Here is an 11,382-nt window from a genome sequence, read left to right on the forward strand (position 1 = left end):
GACTGCATGTACGTTCACCTGCGTGTCTGCCAAGAAGACCGCGCTGACGGTCGTTACCGCCGCGCTGCTGCTGCCCGCCCTGACCGCAGGGCCGGTGCACGCCGCGCCGACCCCGCCCCCGGACGGAAAGGGCTCCGTCAAGAAGGGGGCGGTCAAGGAGCCCGCACCGCCCGCCTCGATGTCCACGGTCGGCGGCGTCCGGCTCGGGCAGCCGGGCACCCAGGTGAACCTCGGTCCGGGCGCCCCCGCGCTGCCGGCCTCGCTGACCGGGCGTTCCTGGATCGTGGCGGACGCCGAGTCGGGCGAGGTGCTCGCCTCGCACAACGCGCACTGGCGGCTGCCCCCGGCGTCCACGATGAAGATGCTGTTCGCGGACACCGTCCTGCCGAGCCTGCCCAAGGACCAGGTGCACAAGGTCACCGAAACGGAGCTCCAGGGCGTCGGCGCGGGCAGCAGCCTGGTCGGGGTGAAGGAGGACCAGGAGTACTCCGTCCACGACCTGTGGCTCGGGGTCTTCCTGATGTCCGGCAACGACGCCGTGCACGTGCTGTCCGCGATGAACGGCGGCGTGCAGAAGACCGTCGCCGACATGCAGGCTCACGCCGAGGAGCTCCAGGCCCTCGACACGCACGTGGTGTCGCCGGACGGCTACGACTCCCCCGGGCAGGTGAGCAGCGCGTACGACCTGTCGCTGATCGCCCGCTCCGGCATGCAGAAGAAGGACTTCCGGGAGTACTGCGCGACGGGTTCGGCGCAGTTCCCGGGCGCGGCCAAGCCGGGTGAGAAGCGGCCGACGTTCGGCATCCAGAACACCAACCGGCTGCTGACCGGCGCGCACGGCATGACCCCGTACAAGGGCATCGCCGGCGTGAAGAACGGCACCACGACGATGGCCGGTTCCACCTTCACGGGGGTCGCGCAGCGCGGCGACCGCAAGCTGCTCGTCACCGTCATGAACCCGAGCGCGGCAGGCGGCAACAGCGTCTACGAGGAGACCGCGGACCTGTTCGACTGGGGCTTCGCGGCCGCCGGGAAGGTCAAGCCGGTCGGCGAGCTGGTGCCGCCGAAGAGCGCCGACACCACCTCGCACGGCTCGCCCGCGCAGTCGCACGAGAAGACCGAGGTCCCGGCCGCGGCCGAAGAGGAGAGCGGCGGCGGCTTCGGCACCGCGCTCGCCGTCACCGGCGGGGCGCTGGCCGTGCTGTCGGGCGGGGTCTTCGCGGTCAACCGGCGCTGGCCGAGGCGGCCCCGGAGCCGCCGGGCGACGGGCCGCGACTGACGCCTCCGGCGTCCGTGGCGCCTCCGCGCCCGTCGTCCCCGCGCCCGTCGTCCCCGCCCCCGGTCTTCCCGGCGCCGTCGTCGGCGCCATCGCCATCGCGGGATCCGTCCTCCCCGGGCCCCGTCTCCGTCTCCTCGGAGGCGGGGCCCGTCGCCGTCCACGCGGCGCAGAACAGCAGCAGCTTCGCGGTGAAGTTGATCCACAGCAGCAGGGCGACGGGCACGCCGAACGCCCCGTACATGCTCTTGGCGGCGACCTCCCGGAAGTAGCCGCTGAGCAGCAGCTTCAGCAGTTCAAAACCGGCCGCGCCGATCAGGGCCGCCACCACCAGCCGGCGCCGCGGCGGCTCGACGCCGGGCAGCAGGGTCAGCAGGTACAGCAGGAGCAGGAAGGCGGCGAGCACGCCCACGCCGAAGGCCGCGACCCGCAGCAGCACGCCGCCGGCCCCCTCCCGGGGGATGCCCAGCCAGTCGGCGCTCTTGCCGACCGCGCTCGCCCCCGCGACGGAGGCGAGTGCCGAGGCCAGCGCGGCGCCGCCGAGGCCGAGCAGCACGCCGGCGTCCTTGAGTTTGCGGACGATGGGGTTGCCGTCCTGCTCGTCGTCGCGCTCCCACACCGCGCGCAGGCAGTCGCGCATCGAGGAGACCCAGCCGATGCCGGTGACCAGAAGGACCGCGCCGGCGACCAGTCCGATGGTGCCGGCGTTGTCGACGAGGGCGGAGATGTTCAGCTGGTCGGAGATGCCGGGGACCTGCTCGGCGAGCCTGGCTTCCATCTTGTCGAGCTGCTCCGGGGTGAGCAGCGCCGCGCCGACCGCGGCGGCCACGGTGATCAGCGGGAACAACGACAGGAAGCTGATGAAGGTGATGGCCGCGGCGAGCCGACTCCAGTGGACCCGGTCGAGCGTCTCGTACGAGCGCCACGCGTGGGTCCGCATGAGGCGGGCGAGCCACGGCCCGATCACGGGGAGTTTCTTCAGCCAGTCCATGACGTCACCGTAGACGCGGATGGCCTACGGATCGGGGAACGCCGGACCAGGTGCCACAAGGTGGTGAAATCAGAGGTTTTGTCCCGATTGGGGGATACGGTCGGTTTCATGATGAAGTCCCGAGCCGTCCGGCCGTTCCACTCGCTGGTGCTGCGGTCCCTGCGTTTCCGCGCCCGCCGGGCCCGTCAGGCCTGGAGCGTCGTCGGCTCGTCACGGTGGGAGGCGCACTGCGCCGGGACGCCCGCGGGGCCGGTCCCGAAAGGGTAGTCGCGCAGCTTGCGCCAGATCCCGTCCGCCCCCTGCTCATACAGCGCGAAGCCCTCGGAGGTCCAGCCCGCCTCGAAGTCCGCCAGCTCGGCGTACGCCCGGTCCATCGCCTCCTCGGAGATGCCGTGGGCGACGGTGACGTGCGGGTGGTACGGGAAGAGCAGCTCGCGCTGGAGGGGGCCGTCCTCGGCCCGCACCAGGCTCTGCAGCCGGGTGCAGGCGGCCGCACCCTCGACGACCTGGACGAAGACCACCGGCGACAGCGGGCGGAAGGTACCCGTGCCGGCCAGGCGCATCGGGAACGGCCGGCCGGCCGCCGCGACCTCGGCGAGGTGCGCGCGGATCCCCGGGAGCCGGGCCTCGTCCACCTCGGTGGGCGGCACGAGCGTCACGTGCGTGGGAATGCCGTACGCGGCGGCGTCCCCGAAGCCGGCCCGCCGCTCCTGGAGCAGGCTGCCGTACGGCTCCGGGACCGCGATCGAAACGCCGAGCGTTACGGTCCCCACGTGTTCTCCTCCGTCGTCCTCACGAGTGTGCTGCCGCCCAGTGTGGCGGCAGCACCCCCCTTACTGCCAGGGTCCCAGGTCCCCGGGTGTGCCTCAGCCCTTCGGCGGCAGGAAACCGAGCCGGTCGTAGGCCTGTGCGAGGGTCTCGGAGGCGACCGCGCGGGCCTTCGCCGCACCCTTGGCCAGTACGGAATCCAGCTCCGCCGGGTCGTCCAGGTACTCCTGGGTGCGCTGCTTGAAGGGTGTGACGAACTCGACCATCACCTCGGCGAGGTCGGTCTTCAGCGCGCCGTAGCCCTTGCCGACGTACTTCTCCTCCAGGACCGGGATCGCAGTGCCGGTCAGCGTGGAGTAGATGGTGAGCAGGTTGCTGACGCCGGGCTTCTTCTCGGTGTCGAAGCGGATCTCGGCCTCGGTGTCGGTGACCGCGCTCTTGATCTTCTTCTCGGTGACCTTGGGCTCGTCGAGGAGGTTGATCAGGCCCTTGGGGGTGGACGCCGACTTCGACATCTTGATCGCCGGGTCCTGGAGGTCGTAGATCTTCGCGACCTCCTTGACGATGTGCGGCGCCGGGATGGTGAAGGTCTGCCCGAAGCGCTGGTTGAAGCGCTCGGCCAGGTCGCGGGTCAGCTCGATGTGCTGGCGCTGGTCCTCGCCGACCGGGACGGCGTCGGCCTGGTACAGGAGGATGTCGGCGACCTGGAGGATCGGGTACGTGAAGAGGCCGACGGTCGCGTTGTTGGCGCCGGACTTCGCGGACTTGTCCTTGAACTGGGTCATCCGGCTGGCCTCGCCGAAGCCGGTGATGCAGTTCATGACCCAGCCGAGCTGCGCGTGCTCGGGCACGTGGCTCTGCACGAAGAGGGTGCAGCGCTCGGGGTCGAGGCCGGCCGCGAGCAGCTGCGCGGTGGAGAGCCGGGTGTTCGCGCGGAGCGCGGCGGGCTCCTGCGGCATGGTGATCGCGTGCAGGTCGACCACCATGTAGAAGGCGTCGTGGGACTCCTGCAGGGCGACGTACTGCCGAATGGCTCCGAGGTAGTTCCCGAGGTGGAACGAACCGGAGGTCGGCTGGATACCGGAGAGCGCGCGAGGACGGTCGAAGGCCATGGGGCCATTCTCTCAGGTGCAGGGCTGGTCTCGGCCGTGCGGTGGCCGGAACCCGCCGGGTCCGAGGGCCCGCTGAGGTGAGGATCACAGCAGGCAGTACGGCCCGGCCCGGTACCGGCGGGTATCCGCACGGCTGGATCTTGCCCCGGTCGAACGACCGTTAGCGAATACGGCCTCTCCGGCGCTTGGGGCGCGGGGCTCCGGGGGCGGAGCCCCCGGAGCCGCCCCGCCGGGCGGCACCGGAGGGAGAGCGGACACCGGGCGCCCGCTCCCCCGGACGCGCCGGATCAGGCGAGCGGCAGGCCCGGTGCCGGGTGGGCGGCCATCAGCTCGGCCACCTCGGCGCGGATCACCGCGAGGGCCGCCTCGTCGCCGGTGCCGGCGGCCGTGACACCGCGGTCGATCCAGTCGGCGACCGCGGCCATGTCGGCGGTGCCCAGGCCGCGCGAGGTCAGCGACGGGGTGCCGATGCGCACGCCGGACGGGTCGAAGGGCTTGCGGGTGTCGTACGGGACGGTGTTGTAGTTCACCACGATGCCCGCCCGGTCCAGCGCCTTGGCGGCGACCTTGCCCGGCACGTCCTTGGGGGTGAGGTCCATCAGGATCAGGTGGTTGTCGGTGCCGCCCGAGACCAGGTCGAAGCCCCGCTCCAGCAGCGCTTCGGCCAGCGCCTTCGCGTTGTCGACCACCGCGTGCGCGTACGTGCGGAAGGAGTCCTGGGAGGCCTCGTGCAGGGCCACCGCGATACCGGCGGTGGTCTGGTTGTGCGGACCGCCCTGCAAGCCCGGGAAGACCGCCTTGTCGATGGCCTTCGCGTGCTCCTCGCGGCACATCAGCATGGCGCCGCGCGGGCCGCGCAGGGTCTTGTGGGTGGTGGTCGACACGACGTCGACGTGCGGCACGGGCGAGGGGTGGGCGCCGCCCGCGATCAGGCCGGCGATGTGCGCGACGTCGGCGACGAGCACCGCGCCCGCCTCCTCCGCGATCTGCGCGAACGCCGCGAAGTCGATCGTCCGGGGCAGCGCCGTGCCACCGCAGAAGATCACCTTGGGGCGCTCCTTGAGGGCGAGCTCGCGCACCTCGTCGAAGTCGATCAGGCCGGTGTCGGGGCGTACGCCGTACTGGACGCCGCGGAACCAGGAGCCGGTGGCGGAGACGCCCCAGCCGTGCGTGAGGTGGCCGCCCATCGGCAGGGCCATGCCCATCACGGTGTCGCCGGGCTGCGCGAAGGCCAGGTAGACGGCCAGGTTCGCGGGCGAGCCGGAGTACGGCTGGACGTTGGCGTGGTCGACGCCGAAGACGGCCTTGGCGCGCGCCACGGCCAGCGACTCGACCTGGTCGATGTTCTGCTGGCCCTCGTAGTAGCGGCGGCCCGGGTAGCCCTCGCTGTACTTGTTCTGCAGCACCGTGCCGGAGGCTTCCAGCACGGCCGCGGACACGTAGTTCTCGCTGGGGATCAGGCGCAGGGTCTCGGCCTGCAGGAGCTCCTCGGCCCCGACGAGCGCGGCGAGCGCGGGGTCGGCGGCGGCAAGGGCGGGATGGCGCACGGTCATGGCGTCGTCCTCCGGGGTCGTTGTCGAATCGTCCCCGCGACGGCCCAGGCGAGCGGCCCGCTGTTGCGGTCGTGCGCGCACGGCTCCCCCGGAGTTCGTTCTCCGTACGCCAGTCGCCGTGCGTGTCCTCACCTTAACGGGCGCACCACGCGCGAAGGTTTCCTCGTCCACCATCCGAGCGACGATAGAAGTGACGCCACCCCCGTCGCCGTCCAACGATGAACGGAGACCCCGTGTCGACCACCACAGACGCCATCCGCTCCGCCGAGGCGCACAGCGCGCACAACTACCACCCGCTCCCGCTCGTGGTCGCCACGGCCGAGGGCGCGTGGATGACCGACGTCGAAGGCCGCAGATACCTCGACATGCTGGCCGGCTACTCGGCGCTCAACTTCGGCCACGGCAACCGGCGGCTGATCGAGGCGGCGAAGGCCCAGCTGGAACGGGTCACGCTGACCTCGCGCGCCTTCCACCACGACCGGTTCGCCGAATTCTGCGAGCAGCTCGCCGCGTTGTGCGGCAAGGAGATGGTGCTGCCCATGAACACCGGGGCCGAGGCCGTGGAGACGGCCGTCAAGACGGCCCGCAAGTGGGGCTACGAGGTGAAGGGCGTCCCCGACGGACACGCGAAGATCGTGGTCGCGGCGGACAACTTCCACGGCCGCACCACCACGATCGTGTCGTTCTCCACGGACCACGACGCCCGCGACCACTTCGGCCCGTACACCCCGGGCTTCGAGATCGTCCCGTACGGGGACCTCACCGCGATGGCGGCGGCGGTCACCGAGAACACGGTCGCGGTGCTCCTGGAGCCGATCCAGGGCGAGGCCGGGGTGCTGGTGCCGCCGGCCGGGTACCTCGCCGGCGTGCGGGAGCTGACCCGGCAGCGGAACGTGCTGCTCATGGCCGACGAGATCCAGTCGGGGCTGGGCCGTACGGGCCGCACCTTCGCGTGTGAGCACGAGGGCGTCGTCCCGGACGTGTACGTCCTCGGCAAGGCGCTCGGCGGCGGCATCGTGCCGGTGTCCGCGGTGGTCGCGGACCGCGACGTGCTGGGGGTCTTCCGGCCGGGCGAGCACGGCTCCACCTTCGGCGGCAACCCGCTGGCCTGCGCGGTCGCGCTGGAGGTCATCGCGATGCTGCGCGGCGGCGAGTACCAGCAGCGCGCCGCCGAACTCGGCGACCACCTGCACCGGGAGCTGGGGCTGCTCGTCGGCGGCGGGGTGACCGCGGTGCGCGGGCGGGGGCTGTGGGCGGGTGTGGACATCGCGCCGGAGCACGGGACGGGCCGGGAGGTCTCGGAGAAGCTGATGGAACTCGGGGTGCTGGTGAAGGACACGCACGGGGCCACGATTCGGCTTGCGCCGCCGCTGGTCATCGGCAAGGAGGACCTCGACTGGGGTCTCGAACAACTCCGCTCCCTCTTCCCCAACCCCTGACCTCCGCCGGCCTCGCCGGGCCGCAACTGCCGGCTCCGCCGACGCCTCGGGGGCAACCTCCGGCCTCGCCGGCGAGGCTGAATTCGCCCGCCGGCGCCGGGCGGCTGAACCGGCCCGCCGAAGCCAGGCGGGTTTGGCGGGCGGGGCCACGGGGGCCGGTGGACTACAGTCCCTTTTGTGCTGGTTGGGATGTTGTGTGCGCTCGGGGCCGCCGTCTGCTTCGGCACGGCCTCGGTCCTGCAGGCCGTCGCCACCCGCGCCACCACCCCCGGCACCGGCTCCGGCGTGGACGCCCGCCTGCTGCTGCGGGCGCTGCACCAGTGGCGCTACCTGGCCGGCCTCGCACTGGACGGCCTCGGCTTCGTCCTCCAGATCATCGCGCTGCGTTCCATCCCGATCTACGCCGTCGGCGCCGCGCTCGCCGCGAGCCTCGCGGTCACCGCGGTGGTCGCCTCCCGGCTGCTGCACGTCCGCCTCAGCGGCAGCGAATGGGCCGCGGTCGGCGTCGTCTGCGCGGGGCTGGCGATGCTGGCCCTCGCCGCCGGCGAGGAGGGCACCGAGCCCGGCACCGACGCCCTGAAGTTCGCCATGCTGGGCTGCGCGCTGGCCGTACTCGCGGTGGGAGCCGTGGCCGGCCGGCTGCCCGACCGCAGCCGGGCGCTCGCCCTCGGCCTCGGATCGGGCACCGGCTTCGGCGTGGTCGAGGTGTCCGTCCGCCTGATCGACAGCCTGTCCCCCGCCCACCTCCTCACCAATCCGGCGACGTACGCCCTGCTGCTCGGTGGCGGCGCCGCCTTCCTGCTGCTCACCTCGGCCCTCCAGCGCGGTTCGGTCACCACCGCCACCGCCGGAATGGAGCTGGGCGAGACGGTGGGGCCGGCCCTGGTGGGTGTCGTATGGCTGGGAGACCGCACCCGCGAGGGGCTGGCCTGGCTGGCGGTGGCCGGTTTCGCGGTCGCGGTGGCGGGCGCCCTCGCCCTGGCCCGCTTCGGCGAACTCCCCGGCGAGGCCGGCCCGGGACCGGCCCGCGACGCCTGACCGCTCCACGCCGCACCGCTTCCGCCGCCGCCCGGCCCGGTCAGGCCGCCACCACCGCCCGCAGGGCCGCGCACAGCACGTCCAGCGTCGGGGTCCAGGCGCTGTCCGGCGGGGTGGCGTAACCGATGACCAGCGCGTCGCGCGGCGGAAGCGCCGCGGCCGGGTGCCGGTAGCGGGCCAGGCCCTCCAGGACCAGACCGCGGTCGGCGGCCTCCCGCAGGACGGCCGGCTCGGTGCCCGCGGGCAGTTCCAGCACCGCGTGCAGGCCCGCCGCCACGCCCGACACCCGGGCCCGCGGGGCCCGTTCGGCGAGCGCCGCGACCAGCTGGTCGCGGCGCCGCCGGTAGCGCAGCCGCATCCCGCGCACGTGCCGGTCGTAGGAGCCCGAGGCGATGAACTGCGCCAGGGTCAGCTGCTCCAGGGCGCTGGACGTCCAGTCGCTGCCGCCCTTCGCCGCGACGACCTCGTCGGCCAGCGCGGGCGGCAGCACCAGCCAGCCGATCCGCAGGCCCGGCGCCAGCGACTTGCTCGCGGTGCCGCAGTAGACCACCCGGTCCGGGTCCAGCCCCTGGAGCGCCCCGACCAGCTGCCCGTCGTAGCGGAACTCCCCGTCGTAGTCGTCCTCCAGGAGCAGCCCGCCGGTCGCGCCCGCCCACCGCACCAGCTCGGCGCGCCGCCGGGCGGGCAGCGCGTCCCCGGTGGGGAACCGGTGCGCCGGGGTCGCCAGCACCGCGCCCACCCCCGGGCCGGGCAGCTCCCCGGCACCCAGCGGTACGGTCTCCAGCCCGGCGTCGGCGAGCAGGTCGCGGTGGACGTCCAGTCCGTACGGGTCGACGGCCACGGCCCGGACGCCGCGCTCCCGCAGCACCCGCCCCAGCAGCATCAGCCCGTGCGCGAACCCGGCGCACGTCACGACCCGGCCGGGATCCGCGTACACCCCGCGGGCCCGCGCCAGGTACTCGGCGAGGACCGTCCGCAGTTCGGGGCGGCCGCGCGGGTCCCCGTACCCGAACGCCTCGTGGGGGGCCTCGGCCAGCGCCTGCCGGGCCGCCGCCAGCCAGGCCCGGCGCGGAAAGCCCGCCAGGTCCGGGGAGCCGGGCATCAGGCTGTACGCCGGGCCGCGCCGTTCGGGGGCCCGCGGCCGGGTCACCGGCCGGGCGGCGACCCGGGTGCCAGAGCCCTGACGGGCCGTCAGCCAGCCGCCCGCGACGAGTTCCGCGTAGGCGTCGGCGACCGTGTTGCGGGCGATGCCGAGGTCGGCGGCGAGCTGCCGCGAGGACGGCAGCCGGGTGCCCGCGGCGAGCCGGCCGCCGCGCACGGCCTCCCGCAGCGCCGCCACCAGCCCGGCGCGCACGCCGCGCACCCCGTGCGGAGCGGCGCCGCCGCGTTCACCCGCTTGCCCACCGGTGCCGAGCTCCAGATGCAGGTCAGCACCGAAAGTGGCCCACGAATCCGTCATGGGAGTGGACCATATCCGCCTGTCGGGCCCCTCGTACGGTGGGAGCCATGACGACCACGAAGGACGAGAAGACCACGCCGGTGTACGCCACCGAGGAGCCGCGGCGACTGGACTGGAGCAGGCACGCCCCCGGCGTCTTCCGGGCGATGATCGCCCTGGACGCGGCGGCGACCAAGCACCTCGACCCGGCCCTCGCCGAGCTGGTGAAGATCCGCGCCTCGCAGCTCAACCACTGCGCCTACTGCCTCGACATGCACACCACGGACGCGCTGGCGGAGGGCGAGAGCGTCCAGCGCATCGTGCAGCTCTCGGCCTGGGAGGAGTCCCGGCACTTCTACACCGAGAAGGAGCTGGCGGCCCTCGAACTGACCGAGGCCGTCACCGTCCTCACGGACGGCTTCGTGCCGGACGAGGTCTTCGCACGGGCCGCCGCCCAGTTCGACGAGACCGAGCTGTCCCACCTGCTCGGCCTGATCGCCACCATCAACGCGTGGAACCGCTTCGGCGTGGCCTGCCGCCTGACGCCCGGCCACTACACGGCCGGCATGTTCAAGAACTGACCACGCCGAGGGGCCAGGGCGTCAGGACGTCAGGACGTCAGGACGTCACCTCGAACGCGGCCAGGGCCGCGGCCAGTACGTCCTGCTGGCGGGGCCATTCGGCGGCCGGCGCGCGGACCAGCAGGGCGTACTTCTCGCCGGTGGGCGTGACGAAGACCCGCTCCACCCCGCGCCGCCGGCTGCCGGTCGAACCGTCGTACTCGTACACCAGCTCGGCGGCGGCCGGTCCACCCGCCTCGCCCGGGATCTCGGTGACGGACACCTCGGTGTAGCCGGGGTTCGAGGCGAGCGTGCCGGAGGCGCCGCGGACCGCGTCCAGCGGGCTCAGCTCCGGCTCGTCCACCCGGAAGACCTGGAGCAGCGACTCGCGGTCCGCGGAGCGGAAGAACACCCCGGTCTTCTCCTCGCTGCGCGCCCAGTCGTCGGGGACGGCGAGGGTGAAGCCCTTCGGGTCCTCGGCGATCCGGAACCCGTCCGGAACCGCGCCGGCGGTCGGCGAGGCCGACGCGGACGCCGATGCCGACGCCTCGGGCGAGGCGGACGGGTCGGGCGGGGTGGCCTCCCCCTGCGGGTCGTCGGTGGATGTGCCGGGCGAGGCGGTGACCGTCGCGCGGGCGGCCGGATCGTCGTTGCGCTGGACGAGCCAGACGGCGGCGCCGCCGCCCGCGAGTGCCGCCACCGCCACCACCGCGATCACCGGGCTGAACAGGGCGGACCGCTTGCGCGGCACCGGCGGGTACCCGGCCGCGGTGTCCCCCAGCGGGGGCAGCTGCGGCAGGGCGGGCAGCGACGGGAGCGGCGGCAGGGACGGCACCGGCGGACCGGCCGGCGCCACCCCGGGCAACGGCGGCAGCGCCCCGCCGGGCTGCCCGGAACCCGCCCCGGACGAGCCGTCCGCAACCGCCCCGGGACCCGCTTCGGTGCCGGGCCGATACGGAGAACCGTGCCCGCCACCCGCTTCGGTGCCGGGACCGTACGGAGACCCCGGCCCGCCGCCCGCCTCGGACCCGGGGCCGTGAGCGGACGCCGGACCGGAGGCAGAACCGGAACCGGCCGCCGGACCGTACGAGGGTGCCGGCCCGGGGCCCGCTGCGGGCGGGGTCGGAGGGGCCGGCGGCGGGGTCGGGGCCTGCGGGGGTTCCGGGGCCGGTTCGGGGCCGGTTTCCCAGCTCTGGGTCGCCGGGTT

10 protein-coding genes and 1 riboswitch are annotated in these 11,382 nt (G+C 73.7%); of the genes, 4 read left to right on the forward strand and 6 right to left on the reverse strand.

Annotation, left to right across the window (positions count from 1 at the left end):
• The first annotated feature begins 22 nt into the window (after positions 1 to 22).
• Positions 23 to 1,279: a D-alanyl-D-alanine carboxypeptidase family protein gene (locus tag OG764_RS14785; protein ID WP_328968894.1), complete on the forward strand. Its 1,257-nt coding sequence runs from the start codon at positions 23 to 25 to the stop codon at positions 1,277 to 1,279.
• Here OG764_RS14785 and OG764_RS14790 read toward each other — a convergent pair.
• From OG764_RS14790 to glyA, 4 genes are all read right to left on the reverse strand, one after another.
• Entirely contained in the window at positions 1,224 to 2,267 is a 1,044-nt protein-coding gene (locus OG764_RS14790) for a YihY/virulence factor BrkB family protein (protein WP_328968895.1), read from the reverse strand. The two genes, OG764_RS14785 and OG764_RS14790, sit on opposite strands and share 56 nt — an antisense overlap.
• A 185-nt stretch (positions 2,268 to 2,452) precedes the next feature.
• Positions 2,453 to 3,040, reverse strand: coding sequence for a 2'-5' RNA ligase family protein (locus OG764_RS14795; RefSeq protein WP_328968896.1), 588 nt, complete (start codon positions 3,038 to 3,040; stop codon positions 2,453 to 2,455).
• 93 nt (positions 3,041 to 3,133) lie between these two features.
• The gene (gene trpS / locus OG764_RS14800) at positions 3,134 to 4,147 is read right to left on the reverse strand and encodes a tryptophan--tRNA ligase (RefSeq protein WP_328968897.1); all 1,014 of its coding nucleotides are present in this window, start codon (positions 4,145 to 4,147) and stop codon (positions 3,134 to 3,136) included.
• A gap of 287 nt (positions 4,148 to 4,434) precedes the next feature.
• Positions 4,435 to 5,700 (reverse strand): serine hydroxymethyltransferase, encoded by a 1,266-nt coding sequence (gene glyA / locus OG764_RS14805; protein ID WP_328968898.1) that lies wholly within the window; start codon positions 5,698 to 5,700, stop codon positions 4,435 to 4,437.
• A 35-nt stretch (positions 5,701 to 5,735) separates the two neighbouring features.
• A riboswitch (ZMP/ZTP riboswitch) is annotated at positions 5,736 to 5,827 on the reverse strand.
• 106 nt (positions 5,828 to 5,933) lie between these two features.
• Here glyA and rocD point away from each other — a divergent pair.
• A complete protein-coding gene (rocD, locus tag OG764_RS14810) occupies positions 5,934 to 7,139 on the forward strand; it encodes an ornithine--oxo-acid transaminase (RefSeq protein WP_328968899.1) in 1,206 nt (401 codons plus the stop codon).
• A gap of 189 nt (positions 7,140 to 7,328) precedes the next feature.
• On the forward strand, positions 7,329 to 8,177 hold the full coding sequence (locus OG764_RS14815) for a hypothetical protein (RefSeq protein ID WP_328973015.1): 849 nt from the start codon (positions 7,329 to 7,331) through the stop codon (positions 8,175 to 8,177).
• Between the two features lie 40 nt (positions 8,178 to 8,217).
• On the opposite strand, the gene pdxR is transcribed toward OG764_RS14815, so the two are convergent.
• Positions 8,218 to 9,636: a MocR-like pyridoxine biosynthesis transcription factor PdxR gene (pdxR, locus tag OG764_RS14820; RefSeq protein ID WP_328968900.1), complete on the reverse strand. Its 1,419-nt coding sequence runs from the start codon at positions 9,634 to 9,636 to the stop codon at positions 8,218 to 8,220.
• A gap of 47 nt (positions 9,637 to 9,683) precedes the next feature.
• Between pdxR and OG764_RS14825 the strand changes: the two genes are divergently transcribed.
• On the forward strand, positions 9,684 to 10,196 hold the full coding sequence (locus tag OG764_RS14825; RefSeq protein ID WP_328968901.1) for a carboxymuconolactone decarboxylase family protein: 513 nt from the start codon (positions 9,684 to 9,686) through the stop codon (positions 10,194 to 10,196).
• A gap of 37 nt (positions 10,197 to 10,233) precedes the next feature.
• Here the strand turns inward: OG764_RS14825 and OG764_RS14830 are convergent, their stop codons facing one another.
• Complete coding sequence (locus tag OG764_RS14830) at positions 10,234 to 11,010, reverse strand: hypothetical protein (RefSeq protein ID WP_328968902.1); 777 nt, start codon at positions 11,008 to 11,010, stop codon at positions 10,234 to 10,236.
• Positions 11,011 to 11,382 lie beyond the last annotated feature (372 nt).

This window comes from Streptomyces sp. NBC_00239 (assembly GCF_036194065.1).
GTDB lineage: Bacteria > Actinomycetota > Actinomycetes > Streptomycetales > Streptomycetaceae > Streptomyces.